Source organism: Aquimarina mytili, from assembly GCF_016735115.1.
Taxonomy (GTDB): domain Bacteria; phylum Bacteroidota; class Bacteroidia; order Flavobacteriales; family Flavobacteriaceae; genus Aquimarina; species Aquimarina mytili.
Window position 1 is genome coordinate 625,984 of record NZ_JAERQJ010000001.1, and the last position, 25,003, is coordinate 650,986.

Annotated in this window: 22 protein-coding genes and 1 pseudogene; 15 read left to right on the forward strand and 8 right to left on the reverse strand. The window is 35.1% G+C overall.

All coding sequences use genetic code 11. The features are described 5' to 3' along the window. The first annotated feature begins 90 nt into the window (after positions 1–90). The 12 genes and pseudogenes from JJQ60_RS02730 (at position 91) to JJQ60_RS02785 (ending at position 13,095) form a co-directional block, all read left to right on the forward strand. Positions 91–1,254 (forward strand): 3-hydroxyacyl-CoA dehydrogenase NAD-binding domain-containing protein, encoded by a 1,164-nt coding sequence (locus tag JJQ60_RS02730; RefSeq protein WP_201916399.1) that lies wholly within the window; start codon positions 91–93, stop codon positions 1,252–1,254. A 42-nt stretch (positions 1,255–1,296) separates the two neighbouring features. Beyond that, complete coding sequence (locus JJQ60_RS02735; RefSeq protein WP_201916400.1) at positions 1,297–1,680, forward strand: four helix bundle protein; 384 nt, start codon at positions 1,297–1,299, stop codon at positions 1,678–1,680. Next, positions 1,677–2,099 (forward strand): PaaI family thioesterase, encoded by a 423-nt coding sequence (locus JJQ60_RS02740; RefSeq protein ID WP_201916401.1) that lies wholly within the window; start codon positions 1,677–1,679, stop codon positions 2,097–2,099. The genes JJQ60_RS02735 and JJQ60_RS02740 overlap by 4 nt, the downstream gene beginning before the upstream one ends. 13 nt (positions 2,100–2,112) lie before the next feature. Beyond that, entirely contained in the window at positions 2,113–2,670 is a 558-nt protein-coding gene (locus JJQ60_RS02745) for a hypothetical protein (RefSeq protein WP_201916402.1), read from the forward strand. Positions 2,671–2,764: 94 nt separating this feature from the next. Continuing rightward, on the forward strand, positions 2,765–3,973 hold the full coding sequence (locus JJQ60_RS02750) for a 3-oxoadipyl-CoA thiolase (RefSeq protein WP_201916403.1): 1,209 nt from the start codon (positions 2,765–2,767) through the stop codon (positions 3,971–3,973). Positions 3,974–3,976: 3 nt separating this feature from the next. Continuing rightward, positions 3,977–6,475, forward strand: coding sequence for a phenylacetic acid degradation bifunctional protein PaaZ (gene paaZ, locus JJQ60_RS02755; RefSeq protein WP_201916404.1), 2,499 nt, complete (start codon positions 3,977–3,979; stop codon positions 6,473–6,475). Between the two features lie 64 nt (positions 6,476–6,539). Beyond that, a pseudogene (locus JJQ60_RS02760) lies at positions 6,540–6,836 on the forward strand (GIY-YIG nuclease family protein); the annotation flags it as partial. 39 nt (positions 6,837–6,875) lie between these two features. Beyond that, positions 6,876–7,628, forward strand: coding sequence for an enoyl-CoA hydratase/isomerase family protein (locus JJQ60_RS02765; RefSeq protein WP_201916405.1), 753 nt, complete (start codon positions 6,876–6,878; stop codon positions 7,626–7,628). Between the two features lie 74 nt (positions 7,629–7,702). Continuing rightward, complete coding sequence (locus tag JJQ60_RS02770; protein ID WP_201916406.1) at positions 7,703–8,299, forward strand: acyltransferase; 597 nt, start codon at positions 7,703–7,705, stop codon at positions 8,297–8,299. 72 nt (positions 8,300–8,371) lie between these two features. Continuing rightward, entirely contained in the window at positions 8,372–9,664 is a 1,293-nt protein-coding gene (locus JJQ60_RS02775) for a dihydrolipoamide acetyltransferase family protein (RefSeq protein ID WP_201916407.1), read from the forward strand. An 86-nt stretch (positions 9,665–9,750) separates the two neighbouring features. Beyond that, positions 9,751–10,824: a branched-chain amino acid aminotransferase gene (locus JJQ60_RS02780; RefSeq protein ID WP_201916409.1), complete on the forward strand. Its 1,074-nt coding sequence runs from the start codon at positions 9,751–9,753 to the stop codon at positions 10,822–10,824. A gap of 183 nt (positions 10,825–11,007) precedes the next feature. Continuing rightward, on the forward strand, positions 11,008–13,095 hold the full coding sequence (locus JJQ60_RS02785) for an alpha-ketoacid dehydrogenase subunit alpha/beta (protein WP_201916411.1): 2,088 nt from the start codon (positions 11,008–11,010) through the stop codon (positions 13,093–13,095). A gap of 50 nt (positions 13,096–13,145) precedes the next feature. Here the strand turns inward: JJQ60_RS02785 and JJQ60_RS02790 are convergent, their stop codons facing one another. The 5 genes from JJQ60_RS02790 to JJQ60_RS02810 form a co-directional block, all read right to left on the reverse strand. Next, a complete protein-coding gene (locus JJQ60_RS02790; RefSeq protein WP_201916413.1) occupies positions 13,146–13,628 on the reverse strand; it encodes a hypothetical protein in 483 nt (160 codons plus the stop codon). A gap of 27 nt (positions 13,629–13,655) precedes the next feature. Beyond that, entirely contained in the window at positions 13,656–14,180 is a 525-nt protein-coding gene (locus JJQ60_RS02795; protein ID WP_201916415.1) for a DoxX family protein, read from the reverse strand. Positions 14,181–14,306: 126 nt separating this feature from the next. Further along, positions 14,307–15,539, reverse strand: a complete 1,233-nt coding sequence (locus tag JJQ60_RS02800; RefSeq protein ID WP_201916417.1) for a helix-turn-helix domain-containing protein — start codon at positions 15,537–15,539, stop codon at positions 14,307–14,309. A 51-nt stretch (positions 15,540–15,590) separates the two neighbouring features. Further along, positions 15,591–16,196: a methyltransferase domain-containing protein gene (locus JJQ60_RS02805; RefSeq protein ID WP_201916419.1), complete on the reverse strand. Its 606-nt coding sequence runs from the start codon at positions 16,194–16,196 to the stop codon at positions 15,591–15,593. Between the two features lie 45 nt (positions 16,197–16,241). After that, positions 16,242–17,015 (reverse strand): glycoside hydrolase family 25 protein, encoded by a 774-nt coding sequence (locus tag JJQ60_RS02810; RefSeq protein WP_201916421.1) that lies wholly within the window; start codon positions 17,013–17,015, stop codon positions 16,242–16,244. 221 nt (positions 17,016–17,236) lie between these two features. Here JJQ60_RS02810 and JJQ60_RS02815 point away from each other — a divergent pair, with 221 nt between their 5' ends. Next, positions 17,237–18,106 carry a bile acid:sodium symporter family protein gene (locus tag JJQ60_RS02815; RefSeq protein ID WP_201916423.1) on the forward strand — a complete coding sequence of 290 codons (870 nt, stop codon included), beginning with the start codon at positions 17,237–17,239 and terminating at the stop codon, positions 18,104–18,106. Positions 18,107–18,198: 92 nt separating this feature from the next. On the opposite strand, the gene JJQ60_RS02820 is transcribed toward JJQ60_RS02815, so the two are convergent. The 3 genes from JJQ60_RS02820 to JJQ60_RS02830 form a co-directional block, all read right to left on the reverse strand. Next, positions 18,199–20,046 carry a T9SS type A sorting domain-containing protein gene (locus JJQ60_RS02820; protein ID WP_201916425.1) on the reverse strand — a complete coding sequence of 616 codons (1,848 nt, stop codon included), beginning with the start codon at positions 20,044–20,046 and terminating at the stop codon, positions 18,199–18,201. Between the two features lie 118 nt (positions 20,047–20,164). After that, positions 20,165–20,896: a LytR/AlgR family response regulator transcription factor gene (locus JJQ60_RS02825; RefSeq protein WP_201916427.1), complete on the reverse strand. Its 732-nt coding sequence runs from the start codon at positions 20,894–20,896 to the stop codon at positions 20,165–20,167. Next, the gene (locus tag JJQ60_RS02830) at positions 20,886–21,962 is read right to left on the reverse strand and encodes a sensor histidine kinase (protein WP_201916429.1); all 1,077 of its coding nucleotides are present in this window, start codon (positions 21,960–21,962) and stop codon (positions 20,886–20,888) included. The genes JJQ60_RS02825 and JJQ60_RS02830 overlap by 11 nt, the downstream gene beginning before the upstream one ends. A 226-nt stretch (positions 21,963–22,188) precedes the next feature. Between JJQ60_RS02830 and JJQ60_RS02835 the strand changes: the two genes are divergently transcribed. Then, complete coding sequence (locus JJQ60_RS02835; RefSeq protein ID WP_201916431.1) at positions 22,189–24,039, forward strand: glycoside hydrolase family 13 protein; 1,851 nt, start codon at positions 22,189–22,191, stop codon at positions 24,037–24,039. Positions 24,040–24,064: 25 nt separating this feature from the next. Beyond that, positions 24,065–24,985 (forward strand): YybH family protein, encoded by a 921-nt coding sequence (locus JJQ60_RS02840; RefSeq protein ID WP_201916433.1) that lies wholly within the window; start codon positions 24,065–24,067, stop codon positions 24,983–24,985. Positions 24,986–25,003 lie beyond the last annotated feature (18 nt).

The following is a 25,003-nucleotide window of genomic DNA, read 5'->3' on the forward strand; positions in this document are numbered from 1 at the left end:
AACGAAGAATAAACATAATGAGTGTTTTCAGCTAGTTGAAATTAAAAACTTCAAGTTTCTGTATTAAGCATTCAATATTCGATATTAATTATGATTATAGGGGTTATAGGTTCAGGAACAATGGGAAGTGGTATTGCGCAAGTAGCAGCTACTTCAGGTTGTAAAGTAAAAGTATTTGATACAAAACAAGAAGCCTTAGATAAAAGCAAAAATGCGTTAGAAAAAATTCTTTCTCGATTAATCGAGAAAGGAAGAATCGATCAAAATGAAAAAGATCGAATCCAGAATAATATTTCTTATGTAAGTGCACTGGATCACTTAAAAGATGCCGACCTTACGATTGAAGCAATTATTGAAGACTTAGAGATAAAAAAGAAAGTGTTTTCAGAATTAGAAAACCATGTTTCTGAAGATACAATTATAGCTTCAAATACGTCCTCATTATCTATTGCTTCTATAGCTTCAGCCTTGAAAAAACCCGAACGTTGTATAGGAATCCATTTTTTTAATCCAGCTCCATTAATGAAGCTTGTTGAAGTGATTCCAGCAATACAAACTTCAGAAGAAGTTAAGGATAAAGTAGTACAGATTATCAAAGACTGGAAAAAAACAGTTGCCATAGCGAAAGACACCCCAGGTTTTATTGTAAATCGCGTTGCCAGACCGTTTTATGGAGAATCTCTTAGGATTCTTGAAGAAGGTTTGGCAGATGTAGCTACGATTGATTGGAGTTTGAAGACCTTAGGAAGGTTTAAAATGGGACCTTTTGAGTTAATGGATTTTATCGGAAATGATGTTAATTATACAGTGACAGAAACTGTTTTTAAGGCATTTTATTATGATCCTAGGTATAAACCTTCATTCACACAAAAAAGATTATCTGAAGCTGGATATCTGGGTAGAAAATCTGGAAAAGGATATTATCGCTATAAAGAAGGAACAGCAAAACCTGATCCTGTTAAAGATGAGCAATTAGCTACGTATATTTTTGAAAGAGTGCTTGCAATGCTGATTAACGAAGCAGCAGATGCATTGTTTTGGAATATAGCTTCTGCTGAAGATATTGATAATGCTATGACCAAAGGGGTAAATTACCCTAAAGGATTATTATGTTGGGCAGATGAAAAAGGTATTGATTGGTGTGTAAATGCCTTAGATAAACTCTATGATGAATATCACGAAGATCGATACAGATGTAGCCCTATTTTGAGAAAGATGAATAAAGAAAAGAAAACTTTTTTTTCTTTGGTATGAGATATGAGGGAATTGGTTTGAAGATATTTAAAATAGTTAAGAATGGAATCTAAATACAATTTTAAGTTCGAAAATTTAACCACTTATAACAGTGCGATGGAATTTGGTGAAGTAGTCAACAGTTTAACAAAAAAGTTTCCAAATGAAGAAAAGTTTGAATTGGCCTCTCAATTTAGAAGAGCTGCAGATTCTATTGCGTTAAATATTGCTGAAGGTTCTTCAGGAAGCGACAAACAGTTCTATAACTATCTAGGAAATGCTTGGCATGGTACGCATGAATGTGTTGCATGTAGTTCTAAGGCAAAAATGAGAGGATATATTACGTTTCAAGATGATGAAGAAAACAGAAGAATTGTAATAGAACTTTCTAAAATGATTACCACACTAAGAAATCGAATTTCTACAAGAATAGATAATAAGAAATGAAAGACCTCAAACCTATTGCCACACACCTCATACCTGTCAAGATGTTAAGTCTTGATGCCTTTAGTCAATGGTTAGGAATTGAGATTCTTGAAGTTGAAAAAGGGAGATGTAAAGTCGGCATGACGGTAAGAAAAGAAATGCTAAATAGTATGGGTAAAGCACATGGAGGGATATCGTATAGCTTAGCAGATACCGCTTTTGGATTTTCGGCCAATACACATGGTAAATATGCGGTTTCTATTGAAACGTCGATTAATCATATTGAAGCCCTGGAAGAAGGCGATTATCTAATAGCAGAAGCAGTAACTGATATTGCTAAAACCAAAATCGGTTTTAATATTGTTGAAGTTAAGCGTAATGATCAAATCGTTGCATTGTTCAAAGGAGTAGTATATAGAACCAATAAAGATTGGGAATAATAGAGAAATATAAATGAAAAAGTTTTTAACGATAATAACCACAGCGGTATTCATTATTTCATGTGGAAAAGAAACCAAATCAAAAACAGAATCTCTTCCAGGAACAGAGGATCTTCATTCGGAAGAGACTTCCGATGTAACTCAGCAAGAAATTGATCAGGCTTTGGGAGAAGTATTTAATGATCAGATTGAAATGGAGATAGACGAATCTGTTTTTGTAGTAGATAATGGTTCTAATCGTGTTAATGAAGAAATGACTGCTGGAATTATGAAGATGCTAGCCCCACAACCATATCTAGAATTTAAGAAGAAATTAGAAGCCGAACCCGAAAATCAAAATGGAATGACCTCTTTGGGGATCGAAGAAGTCGAGCTAGGAGATAAAAAAGTATTGGTGCAAAAATCTATGACTGTTGATGAGGTTGGAGATAAAATGATCATGATGATGCACGCGTTTCCTGCAGGAAATAAAACTATAATGATTTCTTCCTTTTTTATGCAAGAAGAAGAATCAAAATATTTGCCATTAATAGAGAAATCGGTTGTATCAGCCAGACTTAGAATAGAGTAATATCGAACATAGAATAACGAATAATGAAGTTTTGAATATTTTATGGAGACATACTTCGATATTCGGAGTTCAAAATTTAAAATTCAATATTTAGATGGAAGCATATATCATTGATGGAGTCCGTACTCCAATAGGAAATTATAAAGGAACCTTATCGGCAGTAAGAACTGATGATTTAGGTGCTTTGGTCATAGAAAAATTGGTGGCAAAAAATCCCAATATCCCTAAGGAAGCGTATGATGATGTGATTATGGGGTGTGCAAATCAAGCAGGTGAGGATAATCGTAATGTGGCACGTATGTGCTCTCTCTTAGCGGGTTTGCCATTTACTGTTCCAGGTGAAACGGTAAATCGTTTGTGTAGTTCAGGATTATCAGCTATTATACATGCTAATCGTGCAATTAAGGCTGGAGATGGTGATTTATTTATCTCTGGAGGAGTAGAAAATATGACTCGCGGACCTTATGTAATAGCAAAACCGTCTTCTGCATTTGGTAATGATTCGAAGATGTATGATTCAAGTTTTGGATGGCGTTTTGTAAATCAAAAAATGCATGAGTTGTATGGAACAGATGGTATGGGTAATACTGCCGAGAATCTGGTTGAAAAATATAACATTTCTAGAGAAGATCAAGATGCTTTTGCCTATTGGAGTCAAGTGAAAGCTTCAAAAGCTCAACAATCTGGTAGATTAGCAAAAGAGATTACAACTGTAGAAATTCCACAAAGAAAGAAAGATCCTATTCAATTTTCCAATGATGAGTTCGTAAAGCCGACAACAACCAAAGAAATTCTTGGAAAGCTTAGACCGGCATTCAAAAAAGAAGGAAGCGTAACTGCAGGGAACTCTTCGGGCTTAAATGATGGTGCGGCAGCAACTATAATCGCATCTGAAGATGCTGTAAAAAAATATAATCTAAAGCCTATTGCCAGAATTGTTAGTTCCGCCGTAGTGGGTGTAGAGCCAAGAATTATGGGTATTGGTCCAGTACAAGCATCCAATAAAGCGTTAGAAAAAGCAGGAATCACAATGGATGATATTGATGTGATTGAATTAAATGAAGCATTTGCCTCGCAGGCTTTGGCATGCATAAGAGAATGGGGGCTAGCAGATGATGATCCAAGAATTAATCCTAATGGAGGTTCAATTGCTATCGGACACCCACTAGGAGTAACCGGTACTAGAATTGCATATTCTGCAGCATTAGAATTACAAGAACAAAAAAAACGATATGCCTTGATTACTATGTGCGTTGGGGTGGGTCAAGGATATGCCTGTATAATTGAAAACACAAATCTCTGATTTATGAAAATATTAGAAAGTTATATCAACGGAAAATGGGTCGCAGGTTCTGGAGAAGGACTAATCATGCATGATGCTGTTTCTGGTGAGGTGATCGGTCGCTCTACCACTGAAGGGTTAGATATTCCTGAAGTCTTACAATATGGTAGAACGAAAGGAGGAGAAGTTTTACGAAAAATGACCTTTCAACAGCGGGGCAATATGCTGAAAAAATTGGCATTGTTTCTTACCAAACGTAAAGAAGATTTCTATGAGCTAAGTTACCGCACCGGTGCTACACGAATTGATAGTTGGATTGATATCGAAGGAGGATTTGGAAACCTATTTGCGAATGCGTCATTACGTAAATTATTTCCGAACCAATCTTATCATGTAGAAGGAGATCCTATTGATCTTTCGCGTGGAGGTCGTTTTATGGCACACCATATTCTAGTGCCCAAAAGAGGTGTAGCAGTGCATATTAATGCCTTTAATTTTCCCATTTGGGGAATGCTGGAGAAATGCGCAGTAAATTGGATGGCAGGAGTACCAGCTGTTGTATTACCAGCACCACAAACTGCATATTTGACTGAAGCCGTAGTGCGCGTAATTATAGATTCAGGGATTCTTCCTGAAGGAGCATTACAGCTGCTAAGTGGTATGACCAAAAATATTTTGGATACTGTTGAATCTCAAGATGTGGTAACCTTTACGGGTTCTGCGCATACAGGAAGAATTCTTAAAGCACATCCAAGGTTGATAGAAGAGTCAGTACCATTTACTATGGAAGCAGATTCACTTAATGCCTCAGTATTGGGAAAAGATGCGGTACCTGGAACACCAGAATTTGATTTATTTATCAAAGAAGTACGAAAGGAGATGACCGTAAAATCTGGTCAAAAATGTACTGCGATTCGTAGAATTATAGTACCTGCTAACCTTGTTGAAGATGTTCAAATAGCTTTAGGACAGCAATTGGATAAAGTTACTATTGGAGACCCGAGACTTAAAGAAGTAAGAATGGGAGCTTTGGCTAGTAAACAACAAGTAGAGAGTTTCAAAAATAATGTTTCTGCAATCGCCAAAACAGCCCAAATGGTATATGGCAACCTGGATAAAATAGAAACTATCGGTGCAGATGCCAAAAAAGGAGCCTTTGTACCTCCAATTCTATTAAGAGAGGATCAGCCATTTAAAAATACAGAGGTTCATGAGATTGAAGCTTTTGGACCAGTATCTACAATCATGCCTTATGATAGCCTAGATGATGCAATTATCTTGTCTCAAATGGGAAAAGGATCTTTAGTATCTTCTATTTTTACATATGATGATAAAATAGCTAAAGAGTTTGTTGTGGGAGCGGCTTCCCATCATGGGCGTATCTTGGTAGGTAATAGAGAAAATGCCAAACAAAGTACAGGTCATGGTTCTCCATTACCTATGCTTACTCATGGTGGTCCTGGTCGAGCCGGTGGTGGAGAAGAAATGGGAGGAATGCGTGGTATCAAACACTATATGCAGCGATGTGCGATCCAAGGAACACCAACAACGCTTACAGAGATCACAGGGATTTATCAGGCAAATTCAGCATATAAAGAATCAGAAAAACATCCTTTTGCATACCATTGGGAAGATATAGAGCCAGGGATGTCTATCAAAACACATAAACGCACCATTACCGATACTGATATAATCAATTTTGGGAATCTTACATGGGATCATTTTTATGCACATACCGATATTACATCTTTAGACGGAAGTATTTTTGAAAAACGAACTGCACATGGATATTTCATCCTGGCAGCGGCAGCAGGGTTATTCGTATATCCTAATAAAGGTCCGGTAGCAGCTAATTACGGATTGGAAGAATGTCGATTCCTGAGACCAATCTATCATAATGATACAGTATATGTGCGATTAACTTGTAAACAAAAAATTGATCGTGATCATAGAGGTAAAGAGCTACCAAGCGGAATTGTAAAGTGGTTTGTGGAAGTTTTTGATCAAGAGGATGAATTGACTGCAATAGCTACGATTTTAACAATGGTACAGAAAAAATCACCATTTGTACAAGTTGACAGATCTAATATTGAAAGATATTTAAGGCAGTTAAAAGAAGATACAAAACCAAAATGGGGAACGATGACTCCCCAGCATATGATAGAGCATTTAGAAAAAACAATACGAATTGGTGCCGGACAGATTCAGAATTTTGAAATCGCTACCCCAGAAAAGTACCTGGAGAAAGTACAAGAAATGATCTATAATCATAAGCAAATGCCTAGGGATGTGTATCATCCTTTAATGAGAGAAGGAGCACTGGAAGATTTGATTCACGAGGATTTAGCCACTGCAAAAGCAAAATTGTTAGAAGCTTATGATGAATTTGAAGTATATTTTCAAGAAAACCCTGAAGCCATAACCAAAAATGCAGTTTTTGGAGAAATGAATAAATTCGAGTGGGATTTGTTAAATGTTAAACATTTAAATCATCACCTTGAACAATTTGGGTTACTCTTGTAATGTCAATGCGCACTTGTTGCGCATGCGGTTGAAATAAAAAAGAAGTGCCAAAAAATATTATACATATATTCTTACACACGAAAGAAATCATATCTTTTATGTAGGAGTGACTAATAATATAGAACGACGAATGAGCGAGCATAAGTTAGCAACTTTTGGAACTCATGTAGGGCATTATAACATTAAGAAATTAGTTTATTTCGAAGAGCATTCAGATATCAGAGTTGCAATAAAAAGAGAAAAGACCATTAAAAAATGGAACAAACAGTGGAAGATTAATCAAGTAAGTAAGTTAAACCCGGAATGGATAGATTTAAGTTTAGATTGGGATCTTTCGAAGTATAGTAAAAGAATAAATTAAACCGAATGCGCAACAAGTGCGCATTGACATAATAATAAAATGAGTGACCCTTACGTAAATATAGAAATAGATAACGGTGTAGGAACTATAGAATTTTTTCACCCTGCACATAATTCATTGCCTGGAGATATTTTGGCAAAATTGGCACAAACAATTACAGAGGCAGGAGAGAATGATGAGATTAAGGTAATTGTACTAAAAAGTGGAAGAGACAGAACTTTTTGTGCAGGGGCAAGTTTCAAGGAGCTAATCAATATTAATGATGCCGAAACAGGAAAAGTCTTTTTCTCGGGATTTGCCAACGTGATTAATGCTATGCGCAAATGTCCAAAATTTGTGATCGGTCGCATACAGGGAAAAACTGTAGGCGGGGGAGTAGGATTGGCTGCTGCTACAGATTATTGTATGGCTACAAAATATGCATCGATTAAGTTAAGTGAACTTAATGTGGGTATAGGACCATTTGTAGTAGGACCCGCTATAGAACGCAAAATAGGATTATCTGCGATGACGCAAATTGCTGTAGATGCGAATTCATTCTATGATGCAGAGTGGGCAAGGACCAAAGGGTTGTTTACCAAGGTTTTTGAAGATATTGAAACCTTAGATGTCGAGATAAAAGCTTTTGCTGAACATTTGTGTACCTATAATCCAGAGGCAATGAAAGATATGAAAAAAGTATTTTGGGAAGGAACTGAACATTGGGATACATTGTTGGCAGATAGAGCAGTAATTAGCGGAAGGTTAGCACTAAGTGAATTTACTAAAGAAACATTAAAGCGATTTAAATAATTTATGAAATGCGATTGTAGATAGGTATTGAAGGCCCAGAATCGTGAATCGTAATTCAAAAACCTCAGATAAGAATGATTTATAGTTTCAAAGGATATATACCTGTAGTGCATGAAAGTAGTTTTGTGCATCCTTTGGCAGCAGTGACTGGTAATGTGATTATTGGTAAAAATTGCTATATAGGACCTGGAGCAGCAATCCGGGGAGATTGGGGTGAAATTGTCCTTGAAGATGGAGTAAATGTGCAAGAAAATTGTACTGTACATATGTTTCCTGGTAAATCGATTGTGTTAAAAGAAAGTGCACACGTAGGCCACGGAGCTATAATCCATGGGGCAAACCTGGGGCGAAATTGCCTAATTGGAATGAATACAGTGATTATGGATGATGCAGAGATTGGTGATGAGTGCATAGTAGGAGCGATGTCTTTTGTAAAAGCTAAAACGGTTTTTCCAATGAGAAGTTTAATAGTTGGTAATCCGGCCGAGGTAGTTAAACAAGTGAGTGATGATATGATCGCATGGAAAGCAAAAGGAACTCAACTATATCAACAGCTACCAGCGGATTGTTTTGATTCGCTACAGGAGGTAGAACCATTACGAGAAGTACCAAAAGACAGACCAGCGCAAGAAGCATTTTATAAGACACTAGAAGAGTTTAAAAATAAGTAGAAGTTGTATTTTTGTAATACGCTGTAATTTAGGTAAGTATAATGAATAAACTAACGAACATTAGTTAACCAAATGACAACAATAGAATTAAAAATGCCCAAAATGGGTGAAAGCATATCAGAAGCTACTATTCTTAATTGGCTGAAGAATGTCGGTGATACGGTATTAGAGGATGAAACCATTCTCGAAGTAGCTACAGATAAAGTAGATTCAGAAGTACCTTCTCCCTGCGATGGTGTGATTGCCGAGATACGTTGTCAGCCTAACGAAGTTATTGAAGTAGGAAAAGTAATTGCTGTAATTCATGCAGATAAAGAGGTGTCAACAAAAAGAACTGAACCTAAAAGTGTTCAATCAGAGATTGTTACTTCTTCTAATGAGGTTAAAGAGACTATCTATAATCAGGAAAGAGTTGTCAAGAAGCTAGTTTCCAATCCCGATGCATTTTTATCTCCCTTAGTAATTAGTATTGCACAAAAGGAAAACCTTACTATAGAAGAAGTACAAAGCATTCCCGGTACAGGAACAGATGGGCGTATTCGCAAGAGTGATGTTATGCTATACCTCAAAAATCGAAAATACCCATTACCAAGTAGGCCTCAACCTCAGGTTTCAAAATCTTCATACAATGCTCCACCAATTTCTTTTGTTGAAGGAAAAGACCGTATTGTAGAGATGGATCGTATGCGTGGGATGATTGCAGATCATATGGTGTACTCTAAACATACTTCTCCACATGTAACGAGTTACATTGAAGTGGATGTTACCAATATTGTAAACTGGCGAAACAAGGTAAAGTACGAGTTTCAGGAGTTGCATGGAGAAAAATTGACCTTTACTCCCATATTTGTTGAGGCAGTTGCTAAAGCAATTAAGGAATATCCTATGATTAATGTTTCGGTTGATGATAAAAAAATTGTGGTGCATAGTGATATTAATGTGGGCATGGCCACAGCATTACCAAGTGGCAACCTTATTGTTCCGGTAGTTAGAAATGCAGATGAAAAGAATCTTTTAGGGTTAGCAAAAAATGTAAACCATTTGGCTAATAGTGCTCGAAATAATGCATTGAAACCGGATGAAATAGGAGGAAGCACTTTCACTATTTCCAATGTGGGAACTTTTGGCAGTTTGATGGGAACACCGATTATTAATCAACCCGAAGTTGCCATTCTGGCTTTAGGAATTATAAAAAAGAGACCCGAAGTAATTACAACAGATAATGGTGATGAAATAGCAGTTAGAAGTATGATGTATCTGTCTTTGTCATTTGATCATCGAGTCGTAGACGGGTTTTTAGGAGGTTCATTTTTACGTAAGGTAGGTGATGAACTCGAAGCTTTTGATATAAATAGAAAAATATAATAAATACCTATGCGCAAGGGATAGAAGTTAGCTACCATGTAGCACGGATAGCCCGACCCGGAGGGATGCGCTCTAAATAACACAAAATGGAACCAGAAATCAAAATTACAAGAACTTCAAATTCAGGATTAAAGGATATTGATTTTTCTAGTATTCCTTTGGGAAGAACTTTTACGGATCATATGTTTATCTGTGAGTATAGAGATGGAGCATGGCAAAACCCCAGGATAGAGCCATTAGAATTAATTCCAACGCACCCAGCTGCTATGGCTTTGCATTATGGACAGGCAATTTTTGAAGGAATGAAAGCCACTGTCGGTCAAGATAAAACTCCATTATTATTTAGACCAGAAGAAAATGCAAAACGTTTTAATCACAGTGCCGCACGAATGGGAATGCCATTGGTGCCCGAAAGCCTTTTTGTAGAAGCGGTAAAACAAATTGTTGGAGTAGAGCATAATTGGATACCACCACAAGATGGAAGTGCTTTATATCTAAGGCCATTTATGTATGCCGATGAACCTTTTATAGGGATGCGTGCTGCAACGAGTTATAAATTTATAGTGATTTGTTCTCCCGCAGGGCCATTTTTTACTAAAAAAATCAGATTATATGCCGAAACTGAATACATAAGAGCGGCAGACGGGGGAACCGGAGAAGCAAAAGCAGCAGGAAATTATGCTGCTGCAATCTTACCTACCGAAAAAGCCAAGGCTAAAGGATATGATCAGGTATTATGGTTGGATGCTAATGAACATAAATATGTTCAGGAAGTGGGTACGATGAATATCTTTTTTAAGGTGGAAGGTAAATTTATTACTCCGAGTACGGGTGGATCAATTTTGAAGGGAATTACGAGAGATAGCGTAATAACATTACTAAAGGATAAAGGTTTTGAGGTTGAAGAACGTCGGATTACTATCGATGAAGTAATTCAATATTCTAAAGAAGGAAAACTTGAAGAAGCTTTTGGAACCGGTACAGCGGTGGCAATTGCTATGGTAGAGGCAATTGGATATAAGGAAGATGTGATCACATTGCCTGATGCAAATCCTGTTAGCCAAGATGTGAAAAATGCATTGGACGAAATTAAAGCCCAAAAACGAGAAGACATTCATGGGTGGATTGTTCCTGTTGATGTTGTAGCGAAAGTTGGGTAGTAAAAATTTTAGAATTACGAATTTGGATTTGCGAATAATGAAGTAACGAAGATTTTATGCAAGGGATAGAAGTGACATCCTTTTTATTTGCCTTACTGAGCTTGTCGAAGTGTGAAATAAATAAAAAGATATAACGGATAGCCTGACCCGTAGGGATGCACCTAAATCAAAAATCAAAAAGAAATGTTAGCTGAAAAAACAATAGCAAAAGAAATATTACAAGAAGCTTTTTTAACGCTTTGTAAGGCCAAATCAATGGCAGAGTTGTATGAAGATAATTTTAAAGTGGTTTCAAAATATGTACATGCAACATCTCGTGGACATGAAGCCATCCAAATCGCCACAGGAATGCAGTTATTACCACAAGATTATGCCTTTCCGTATTATCGTGACGATGCCATGTTATTAGGAATCGGGATGCAACCCTATGACTTGATGTTGCAATTGTTAGCTAAAAAAGATGATCCGTTTTCTGGAGGAAGAACGTATTATAGTCATCCAAGTTTGCGTGATGATGATAAGCCCAAAATTCCACATCAATCTTCGGCAACGGGGATGCAGGCGATTCCTGCAACTGGGGTTGCCCTTGGAATGCAATACAAGGAATTGGTTGGTATTGATCATATTTCAGGAATCAATTCAGGTCAGAGCGAGCTACTGGATGCACCTCTGGTGCTTTGTTCTTTGGGAGATGCATCAGTAACAGAAGGAGAGATTGCAGAAGCGTTCCAGATGGCCGCACTAAAACAGCTACCCATTTTATATCTGGTTCAAGATAATGGATGGGATATTTCGGCTAATGAAGCAGAAACGCGTGCTCAAAGTGCTTTTGAATATGCTGCAGGATTTAATGGACTAGATGCAATTTCTATTGATGGGGCCAATTTTACGGAAAGTTACTTGGCAATTCAGGAAGCGATTAAGACTATCCGTGAAGAGCGCAGGCCTATACTTGTACATGCTAAGGTTCCTTTGCTAAATCATCACACTTCCGGAGTACGTATGGAGTGGTATCGCGATGATCTTGAAGAAGCTCGTTCTCGAGATCCATATCCTGTGTTGCGAAATCAATTATTAGATTCGGGTTTTACCGAAGACGAGGTTATGGTAATTGAAGCAGATGCTAAAGTTGAAGTAGCAAAGGATTTAGAAGAAGCTCTAAAAGCTGAAGATCCTAAACCTGAAGATCTGTTTACTCATGATTTTGCTCCAACATCCATTACAGAAGAAATGGGAGAACGATCGCCAGCAGATAAAGAAGAAGTAGTGATGGTAGATTGTGCCTTGTTTGCTGTTGAAGAATTAATGAAAAAACATAAAGAATGCTTGCTGTATGGTCAAGATGTAGGTGGAAGACTAGGAGGTGTATTTAGAGAGGCCGCTACATTGGCTCAAAAATTTGGTGATGAGCGTGTCTTTAACACACCTATTCAGGAAGCTTTTATTGTGGGGTCCACCGTTGGGATGTCTGCAGTTGGACTAAAACCAATTGTTGAGGTGCAATTTGCGGATTATATATGGCCTGGATTAAACCAATTATTTACTGAAGTAAGTCGATCGTGCTATTTATCGAATGGAAAATGGCCTGTATCTATGATTTTACGTGTGCCAATTGGGGCATATGGTAGTGGTGGACCGTATCATTCATCGTCGGTAGAGTCCGTAGTTACAAATATCCGAGGAATAAAAATTGCGTATCCAAGTAATGGAGCTGACCTCAAAGGGCTAATGAAAGCTGCGTATTATGATCCAAATCCTGTGGTTATTTTAGAACATAAAGGGCTGTATTGGTCAAAAGTAAAAGGAACTGATGCCGCTAGAGCTATTGAACCATCTGAGGATTATATATTACCTTTTGGTAAAGCTAATATCGTGCAACAAATATGGCCACAAGATGAAAAGGAAACGCTTACAATAGTGACCTATGGTATGGGGGTACATTGGGCCTTAAATGCCTCTAAAGGAATGAAAGATGTAGTAGAAATTATTGATTTACGTACTCTATATCCTTTGGATGAAGAAACGATTATGGAATCAGTAAGAAAAACTAAAAAATGCCTTGTTGTTACCGAGGAGCCGAGCAATAATTCTTTCGCCAGGGCATTGGCAGGAAAAATTCAGGAAGAGTGTTTTAGATATTTAGATGCGCCGGTACTAACAATTGGATCTGAAAACATGCCAGCGATTCCTTTAAATAGTACATTAGAGCAAACGATGATTCCATCAACCGACAAAGTGAAAGCTAAGATTGATGAGTTGTTGAAGTATTAGAAAAAAGGCACATAGAAACTATACAGAGTTTCTATGTGCCTTTTGAGTATTTATAATTTCTTATACGTATACTTATTGCGCACAAAACGTTCTGTTGTGTTTTCAAAAAGGACCTCTTTAGTCATTGAGAAATGAGTATTGTCAAAGACGTAAGTAATGAATATGGTTGCTGGTTTATCGTTGTCTTTTCCATCATATTTAGTCACGATTTTTAGTGAGTTATTATCTAGTTTCGATTTTGTAATGATTTCTTCATTGTTAATAAATGTTCCATTTTCTTTAAGTTTTATTACAAATTTCCCATTGGCACTAGGTTCATCTGTATAACCTATTTTGCCTATAAGTTTATCTTTTTTAATTTCTATTTGTAGTGTAGACCGCAGCGTTACTTCGCGATTATCACTATAATTAATATACATTAATTCACCACTCCAATTTCCTTTTAGTAATTCAAGATCTGAGATTTGAACAGTGTTTTGGGCTATGCTAATTGTGGTAAAGAATAAGTAAATACTTACTAAAATTGCTTTCATATTTTTTAATTTATTTTGATAAATGATTTAGATGATTTCTTTAATAGGGGTATTAAAGTAACTGGATTTTTCAATTCTTTTTGTTAGTATGTAATCCAACCCAAAACGACCTGACCCCAATATTAGATTATAGATAGATACCCATAAGAAACCCAAGGCTGGGAGCATTCCCCATAATCCTTGATTCCATTTTTGGAAGAAAATAGCGACCAACATAGTGCATAGAATAAAAAATGATGCGATTCTTGTTTTTAGGCCAAGTGCAAGAAAAATACCACCGATAGCTTCGCTAGCGGCACCCATCCAGGCAAAAAATACCGGAGTGATAGCAAAAATGCCACCATATTCGGCTATATCTTTAGGAAACCATTCTACTACTTCAAAAAGCATTAAGTTTTTATCGGCTGGAGTCCATGGCATTCCGAATTTGCTACTGCCAAAATTAACAGCTAAAAAGAATCCACATAAAATACGTGGAATGGCAAATGATGCATCTGAAATCCATGAAGTTTGGACTGTTGGGGAAATTATTTTTAAGAATATAGTTGTCATCGTAATTGATTTTATGATTCGACATGTCAAAATTGCAAAACCATTACGATTCAATCGCCTCATACTGTACTATGGTGTCTCAAATACGATTTGAGCCGTCTCTTTTTATGTTTAAAAGTGGTATTATTATAGGAGGGTAGGATTAGTCATAGACTTTAAGTATTCAGTTGGTGAGGTTTGGGTAACCTTTTTAAACACACGATTAAAAGTAGCTTTGCTATTAAACCCACATTCATAGGCGATGCCCAACAATGATAATTGTTGATTTTTGCCATTGGTCAACATTTGTTTTACAGCATCTACACGATATTTGTTGATGAAATCATTAAAATTTAACCTAAACCCTTCATTAATTAATTCTGAAAGCTCTGCTCTGGTCATGTTCAATTTTTTTGAAAGTTCAACAAGATTAAGGTCGGGATCTAGATATGGTTTTTCGTTTTCAATAAAATTTTGCAATCGCTCCTTTTTAATTATGAAATCTGAGGATTGGGTTTTTGATTCTATTTTCTTTTCAGCTTGTAATACTTCAGGTTGTAAGATATAATTATGGAAAATAGCATTCATGTTTCCATAATTTAGATTTGTAAGTTTTATGGTTTCTGTAAAATATCCTTTTATTCCAATATATATAATGGCAAGGGCCGAGAAGAATTGTTCCCACCACTTTTGTTTCCAACTAAGTTCTGTAATAGAGAGGTTAATAACAATTTGCAAGACCTCATAAATAAAAAGAAAAGAATAAATGTATAGGAAATTTCGTATCCAATTCAGTTCTAACTTGTAAGTATTTGAAAAGAAATGTTGAATATTACGTCTGTATAAATAATATAATTGAAATGTGAAGGCTAAATACAGAAGCATCTGACATATGGTAAATATGGTAAGGATAGGCTCAATATATTTCCATTGCAAATTGACGACCAAATATCCATTTTGAACTTCATCAAACCCAGGTTGATTAGAATCATAAATGAGTACTACCATCTTAAAAAGGAAATAAAGTAGACCCGGTATGAAATGGTAATATCCTTTCTTTGTAAACTTGAAATCTGAAGTGGTCACTGATTTTACATAAAAATAAAGCAGAGGAGCCATGAAAAGCGCCAAATTCATCAAATAGTAGTTGATTTTTGTATTTCGAAACGTATCATACCATCCCATAAAACCAATCGTATAAGTCGTGCGATGATAACAAGTTATAAGCAATATAATACCTAACAATAAATCGGATATATTTCCTTTTTTATGATACCTCGAAAACAATAACCCAGAAAATAGTAATCCTTGTAATGCCAGGACCAATAATGGAGTACTATAGATGTTAAAATTTGGAAAAGAAAAGTATAGAATACTCATGTCTCAAAGATATAAGTTTTCTGATAATGATCTGTTTTTTTAGTGTCTCCCTTATTTTTTTCTAAAAATACCAAAGAGTTCATTTCCTTGTCTTGGAGGAATAGAATTATAGCATTTTTCAAAGATAACCGTATCAAAACCTCTTTCTAAATACGACAAATAGAGTTTTCTATCCCCGCCAAAAGGGCGTTTTTCCATGTCGCCCGTTAATGGGATATCAAACCATAAGCCTACTAATTTCCCTTTAGGTTTTAAGAGATTTGCCATTTGCGTTACATAGATTGATCTGTTTTCATCTGTTGGAATAAAAGAACAGAAAAATGTTTGTTCGAGAATCAAGTCATAATTTCCTTCAAGCATAAAAAAATCATCTAATAATAGCTGTGATTTTGGAAAGTTAGGAACTCGTTTTGCAAAAGCGTTTAATGGTTCTGGAGAGATGTCTAAAACAAAAACATTGTTAAACCCATGCTGAAACAGGTACTCAGCTTCATAAGCGTTTCCTGCTCCTGGAATAAGGATTTTGATTGTTTTATCATTTAATTGGTCAAAATACTCTTTGAGCGGAGTGGCTACATAACCAATATCCCAGCCGGTACGATTCTCCGCATATCGTTGGGTCCAATATTGACTTTCTTGAGATTGATTTTGATTCATTCCAACAAATTATCGAAAAATTGATAATATCAGACGTAAAGCTATTTATTTTTTGACCAGTTTCAAAAAATCATTAGCGCTTCCATTGAACAGGTCATAGTCTACTTTACCAGCACCTTCAATTTTTTCTCGGTCAGTACGCTGCCAGATGATCCAACTTTTATTGGCCCATGTTTTGGGCGTTTTAGGAGATTCTACTTTAGTGTATTCTGCTACCCAAAGGAAATATTTTGCAAATTCGGGGTGCTTTAAGTACTTATTTGCAAAAGAAGGATTGGTATAAATTATTGGACGAACACCAAGCTTTTCTTCAACAGTTTTTAGCCACATAAGGGTATTTGTTTCATAGCTCTCTATAGTTACTGGTGTTTTTATTCCTAACTCTTCTAAGTCCAAAACAGGTGGAAGATCTCCTGGAATTAGTTCGCCAACGGCCTCAACAAAATTGAGAGCTTGTTTTTGAGGATCTTTGCCAGTTTCATAAAAATGGTATGCTCCTCGATATAAACATTCACTTTTTGTAGCAGCATGATTTTCTTTAAATTTGGGATCTTTGAAATGCGAGCCTTGAGTGGCTTTCATATAGACAAAATTGACTCCGTCTGCCTTGATTTTATCCCATTTGACATTGGTTTGAAAATGAGAAATATCCATTCCTAATATCGTAGGTTCGGTTTCAATTCTTTTTTTCTCAATATCGCATGGATCCTGCTTTTGATTCTGCTCTTGTTTTTTTACGGGCTTTTTTATACTATGATCTTCTTTGCAGGAAATCATTAAAGAGAATGTTAATAGTACGGATAGTAAAATCTTTTTCATGTGATTGTCCGTAGTTAGGTAATAAAAGTATTTTATAAATTACTGGGTTGCGTTTTTTAGATCTTTTTGTAGTTGTTTTGTTTTTTGTGCAGATTAAAGTTAAGTTTTTTTTGTATAAAATTTATATATGCTTCTACGTAATTATTTTGAGAATGCATACAACCTTGGAGCAAGTAGAATAAAAATTTCTATCTTAGTTAAGAAATCAGAAAGCTCAATTTATGGATAATATTTCGACAATTATTTTAGCGTCATCTCTTATTATAATTATGCTCGGAATGGGATTGTCTTTAGTGGTAGATGATTTCAGAAGAATATTTGTATATCCTAAAGCCATACTTGTAGGCTTGGCCAATCAGATAGTACTCTTGCCTCTATTAGGGTTCGCCTTAGCTTCTTTATTTCCGTTACAACCAGATATTTCTGTAGGAATTATGATACTGGCAGCTTGTCCTGGAGGGCCTACATCTAATTTGATATCTCATTTAGCAAAGGGGGATATTGCTCTATCGGTTACATTAACTGCGATAAGTAGCTTTATCACTATTTTGACTATACCATTTATTGTAAATTTTGCACTATTGCATTTTCTTGAAGAAGGGCAGATGATAAAACTGGATGTATTTAATACAATTATTCAGATTTTGGTTATTACTGTTATCCCGGTAAGTATAGGAATGATGATTAGAAAGTACAGAGAATCATTTGCTTTAAAAATGGCAAAACCTGTTCGAATTGCTTCGGGTATTGTTATTGCTTTGGTAATTATAGGAATAACCATTAAAGAAAAGGATAATTTTATTTCCTATTTTCAGCAAGCGGGTATGGTAGCCTTAAGTCTAAATGTGATTACTATGATTATTGGGTATTATTCTGCCAAAGTATTTGGTATTCAAAATAAGAGCGCGATTTCTATTGCCATCGAGTCCGGGATCCAAAATGGTACCCTAGCAATCACAATTGCTGTTGTATTACTTCAAAACACATCATTAGCTATCGCCCCTGCAGTGTATAGCTTATTAATGTTTTTTACTGGTGGGTTTGCTGTCTATTTTGGAATCAAGAAGAGCAAGATTATTAATGCAAATTAGTACTTATATTAGTAATATGAAGCTGAATAAAAAACCAATAGACTTCTGAATCTATTGGTTGTTCTAATCAAATCGGACTCTTGATTTAATTCTTATCTATTCACTAAAAAAGATTTAACCATTTTATAATTGCCCGCAGTGATTTTGTAAAAATACACTCCTTGTTTTAACTGTAGTGTAATAGCATCAATGTTTAGGGTGTGCTCGCCTTTTTCAGCAGATACGTTTGATATTGTTTCAATTGTTTTGCCTGATTGATCATATATTACGATTTCTACGTTACTTGCCTTAGGTAAGGTATATTTGATAGTTGTGGTTGTAGAAAATGGATTAGGGTAATTACTTATATTAAATAAAGGATCTTCCGAATTAGTGTCGCATTTAGGAGTTCTACTGCTGGCAATAGTTATTTTTTTGTTGACCTTCCAGGCCATTCCAACAGTAAAAGTAGCTGCAAACGCATTTTGAACAGTACCAGGTAAAAAGATTACAGGTTGATCACTTGCAGCATCAACACGGTTTGGAATCAATTTGTTTCTTACGCTTTCAGGAATATATGCTGCAGTTTCATTTAAGTTTGAGTATCCAAACGTAGCGGTTAAAGTTCCATCTTCATTCTCTATAATGCAGGATACAAATGGTTCGATCTTATCAAATTGAGTTGGTGGAGTAATATCACGGAAATATAATTGCTCTTGCCCATCATTGGCATTTGATATCAGAATATCCTCGAGGCGATCGCCATTTACATCGGCAATTTCAATATCAAAGCTAATACCATTGTTTTCTGGTAAAAATTCTGAGGAGGCCTCTGTAAATATGCCTGTACCATCATTTAAGTATATAATGTTAGGAGCTGGAGCTAAAGGATGACCACCGCCAACAGGCCCTATCGGATTAGGTATAGAATTAGCAAAAATAATATCAGGGGATCTATCATAATTAAAATCAAACAACTTAACATCACTACTGGTATCATTAAGTAATGGTAAAGCATCAGCAGTATTTTCGGTAAAAAATCCTTTAGAATCGTTAATAAAAATCTGATTTTGTTCGAGGTTACTATTAGCCACTACCAAGTCAAGGTCGTTGTCATTGTCTATATCTGATAAAACTAAAGACCGACTTGCCGTAATTTCTTGAGTAATTCTGGTTTCGGTTTCACTACTAAAAAATCCATTTCCATCATTAATTAATACTTGATTTTGTCCAACATTGGCAACAATTAAATCCTGATCACCATCTCCATCAATATCTCCAAAAGCAAAACTTGCACTTTGATTTTTTATATTTGGTAATCGAATCAATGATTCATCGGCAAAAGTGTTGTTGGCATTTTGGATGTAAAGGAAATTTTGCGCTCCACCTGGTCCAATATCTGGTATTGGAGGAATTTCATTAGTAACAAAAATGTCTAATCTACCATCATTATTTATATCTATAAAACCGATTTCTGTAGAAATATCCTCAAGAATATCTATAGGTGGTGGTGGAAGTAAAGTACTACTTGCATCAGTAAAGACTCCATTTCCATTGTTAAGAAGTAGCTGTGTTGGGCCCAGGTTGGCTACAATAATATCTGTATCTCCATCCTCATCGAAATCTGCAAAATCTGCACTGGTGCTATTTAGTGGAAATGGAGAAAAAGGTAAATTACTTAATGAGGCATCTGTAAAATTACCAAAGCCATCGTTTAATAAAAGGCGATTAGAGCGTCCGGCAATACTGGCAGTTCCTTCTGCAAGGAAAATGTCTAAATCACGATCCCCATCAATATCTATAAGGTCTGCATCTACTGTATCACTTCCGTTAGGTGCAGCTTGTGGAATTTGATTAGAAACATCTTTGAAAATAGTTTGGCCAGACATAGTTGCGCAAGCAAACAAAGTGAAAAACACTAGAAATAATGCTTTTAGAGAGTAAATTTTAAAAGATTTCATGTGGTAAGGTTTTAAGTTCTTACTAAGGTACTTGAAAAGAGAATTTAAACCTTGTTATGAAAATCTACTTTAATAATAATTTAACATAAAAAACTGATATTCAAATAATTATGCATGTTTAAAAATACCCCAAAACTTCTTTAACAGTATCTTTATAATTACGTCCTACAGGAATCTTAACTCCTTTAATATCAATCTCACTAGGAGAAAAGGAATCAATAAAATCCATACCCACAATAAACGATCGGTGTACTCTTAAAAATTTCTTACCAGGTAAGGTTTCTTCAATATTTGAAATACTTTTAAGTGCTACAATTTCTCTATCTATAGTTTTAATTTTTATATAATTTCTAATACTTTCGATATAATGAATTTCCCTTAGAAATACTTTTTGCATCTTTTTTTCAACTTTTAGATATATAAAAGCATCCTGATAAGATGATGCATCCTCATCAAAGTTTACCAAAGGTGCATTAACAGGTGTTAACTCTTTTAAAATTTTATGTATTGATTTTAAAAATCGTGGAAATTCAATAGGTTTTAAAAGATAATCAGAAGCTTCTAAACTAAACGCATCAACTGCATAATTACTATAGGCTGTAGTAAAGATTACTTTTGGGGGATTATTTAATTGTTTTAAAAAATCGGTTCCGGTTATCTCTGGCATCTCAATATCCAAAAAAAGTAGATCTATATTTTTTTTAGCAATCAAATTGAACGCCTCCAAAGCATTAGCGCAACAGGCGATCAGTTGTAGATGATCTACTCTTGATATATAATTAACCAGGATATCTCTGGCCAATGGCTCGTCATCGATCACTAAACACGTTATTTTATCTTTAGTTGTCATTGGTTTCGAGATTTAGTTTTAAAATTGATTCATAAGAAAGCCCTGTATCCTCTGTTTGTAAAGTGTATTTATTCTTATACAACAATTCTAATCGCTTTTTTACATTCGAGAACCCTATTCCTCCTTCAGAATTTTCATTTTGTAATGTATTTGGAGACTTTGCATTTTCAACCTTCATAATTAGATTATTTTTCTTTACAAAAATACTAATGACAATCCATGAACCATCTTGAAGGTTAGATCCATGCTTGAAGGCATTTTCTACAAAAGGAATCAATAGAAAAGGAGAGATTATATACTCTTTATCAGTTTCTGTATTAAAACTGATATCCATTTGATCATCAAACCTTAATTTTTCTAAATCCACATAGTTTTTCAGGTATTCAATTTCTTTCGATATTGGAACTTTGGGCACATTAGCTTCATATAACATATAGCGCATGAGCCCCGAGAGTTTAAGTACGGCAGCCTCAGCATTACTAGATTTCTGGATAATTAAGGAGTATAAGTTGTTTAAAGTATTAAACAAAAAATGAGGATGAACTTGATTGCGAAGTTGATTTAATTCGGCTTCCAGTTTTTCTTTTTCTAAAGTCAGTGTCTTTTGTTGCGAATTGTAATAAAATTTAAAAAATATATAGGCCATAGGCAGTATAGCAGCATTGTTTACATCAAGTGCAGTTTTCATAATTTCATTGATTGCAAAAAAACCTTTGCTGCTCCATCCTGGGAGATAGTTAGGTTCTACATGGTATAGCATTATGGGCCTTTGAACAATAATGGTAGTAAGTACCAAAGTGAGAAAATAAAAAATAGCAAACAGTGTAAATTTTCGGGTAACAAAGAATTTAGGAATTAAGAACAGTAATGTAATGTATACCAAGACAATTTTACCAGGAAGCCCAAAGAACTGAATAAGAAAGGATCTTTGGTAATCATGATCATAAGTACCCCAAGTAATACCAAAAAAAACGACCATACCTATCCAATAAAGGATATGCTTTATTATCTTTTTAGAAAAGAAATTATTTGAGGATACCGTATTTATTATTTGTTCTGACTTCATAGCGATCACTAAAATCTGAAAAATTATTGGTAAAAAACAAAATCAAGGACAAATGACATGCAATCTCTTACAAAATGCTACTTGCACACATTTTTTTCAAACTGAGAGTGATTTTTTCCAAAATTGAAATATTACTTGCTTTTGGTCCTTTAAAAATTGGCATATGTACAATCAATTTGTCGACAAGAGTTATCTATTGTAATTATGGGGAAAACAATACTCATACATGCAAAAAAGAACATTACCTCTGATCATCATTTGTGTCATTTTTTTAGGATTATTTGTAAATGCACAACAGAACAATGCCACAATCCTTAAACACATCGAACCTCCTTTTTGGTGGGTAGGGATGAAAAATTCCAAACTACAATTACTTATTCATGGAGATAAGATTAATGATTTTAAGATTGAGATCAATTATCCGGGAATTAAAATAGAAAGTATACATCAGGTAGAAAATCCTAATTATTTGTTTGTAAACCTTGAGGTTTCTAAAAACACAAAACCAGGTACTGTTTCGATACTTTTTGCTAAGGGAAATAAAAGTATGAAGTACGAATATTCTCTAAAGCCCAGAATAAAAAGAGAAAATGTTGGTCAAGGAATTGATGGTTCTGATGTTATCTATCTTATCACACCAGATCGATTTGCAAATGGAGATCCATCTAATGACTCCACAGATGATACTATAGAAAAAGTAAACAGGAATGATGAAAACGGAAGGCACGGGGGAGATATTAAAGGAATTCTGGATCATTTTGATTATATAAAAGACTACGGAGTGACTACACTGTGGTTAAACCCTTTTCAAGAAAATGATCAACCTGCCTATTCTTATCATGGGTATGGGATTTCAGATTTTTATAAAACTGATTCCAGATTTGGTACTAATGAAGATTTTAAAGCATTGGTTGATAAGAGTCATCAAAATGGAATGAAAGTTATTATGGACCAGGTATTTAATCATTGCGGATCTGGACATTGGTGGATGAATGATTTACCATCAAAAGACTGGTTAAATCAATGGGAAGAGTTTACCTATAGCAATTTTTCAACAATAATAGCATCTGACCCATACGCTTCTAAGAAGGATTTTGATCTATTAACCAAAGGATGGTTTGATACTAATTTACCAGATTTAAACTTAGAAAATAAGTTTTTAGAAGCTTATATGATCCAAAACTCAATTTGGTGGGTAGAATATGCCGATTTAGATGGTATACGAATGGATACGTATCCCTATCCAAATCAAGGAGCTATGTCAAATTGGATGCAGGCCTTAACCAAAGAATATCCAGATTTTTATATGGTAGCAGAAACCTGGGCAAGTAGAGCATCTTATTTATCGTATTGGAATAACGAGAAGACCAACAGAAATGGATATACTTCGTATGTTAATAGTGTAAGCGATTACCCCTTGTATTATGCAATGATTGAAGCATTTGGGAAGGATGGAGACATTTATAAATTATATGAAACCCTTGCAGAAGATTTCATTTATGGAAACGCATCTAACAATAAAGTTTTTAATGGAAACCATGATCAGGGGCGTACCTTAGGGTTATTAGGTGGTAATGTAGATAAATTTAAATTAAGTATGGTATTTACACTTACTACTCGAGGTATTCCACAACTATATTACGGCGACGAAATTTTAATGAAAAAGGATAAGCCCGATGGGCAGTTACGAGAGGATTTCCCCGGCGGATGGAAGGGGGATACTAGAAATGCATTTGTAGCAAGTGGTAGAACAGATCAAGAAAATGAAATGTTCAACTATCTCCAAAAGATACTTAATTGGAGAAAAAAAGCAGAATCAATTCACAAAGGAAAACTAAAACATTATCAACCCGATAATAATGTGTACGTATACTTTAGGTCTACCGAGACCCAAAACACCATGATAATCATCAATAATAGTAACAAAGATATTGCCGCATTTGACTTAAATCGATATCAAGAATCACTTATGGGGTACTCTAATGGGATTGATATCATTTCAGGTAAAAATTATACTACTCTGGATACTATTAAATTGATTAAAAACACAGCACTGATTTTAGATTTGAAAAAGTAGTTTAATCCTAAAAAGAAATAGAAATATGAAACTTAGTTACATCTCGGTCCTCGTTATTTTGATATTCTTTTCATGTACAAATTCGAGTACTAAAGAACCTGATATAAAAACATCTGAAGACAGGGCTATAAAAAAGCAATTACAGCAATATAATATAAGAATCATTGATGCAGCAAAGACAAAATCATTTACCAAGATAAGTGATCTTTATGCGGATGATGTTATGCTAATGGCCGAGTATCATCCTTTAATAAAAAACAAGAAAAACATCAAAAGATACTATGATGAAATTTTTGATAGAGAAACCCTAAAGAAATATTCGAGAGAAATAATAGAGATTACAGTTTTTGAGAAGAGGGTTATCGAAATTGGGTTGTTTACCAAAATACTTGATAATGCAAAAGAGTATCGGGGTAAATATTTAAATGTTTGGAAATTGAGTAATGATACCCAGCTTACACTGAAAGCTCAGGCTTTTGGATATTTACATCCAATAGAAGATCCCAATGCACTAATTGTTGAAGGTATAAATGCAGTTAAATATAATGCAATCGGTATTCCATGGGAAATGGAAGCTTATAGTGCTTTGAATAAAACAAATGTAATGGATAGAATTCCCGAAAGATCTGCAAATGGATATACGAAGGATGCAATGTATCTTCCTTTTGCAGACACAATCAAAACCGGAAAAGCTACTCTAATCAAACATTATAAAGAATATTATAAATATCCTGTCAAAATAGACTCTATACAGGGATGGACCTATGATTATGATGTTGTAGAGGATGGGTACATTCGGTATACAGGTTTTTATGTAGACTGGTCTGTGCCTGAGTTTTCTGGAAATACACAAGGATCAGGGATTTCTTATTGGAGAAGAGTTGAAGATAATTCACTAAGAATACATCGACAGATTGGTACACATATACATAAAAAAGAAGAATAGTAACGGTTTAAAATAGAA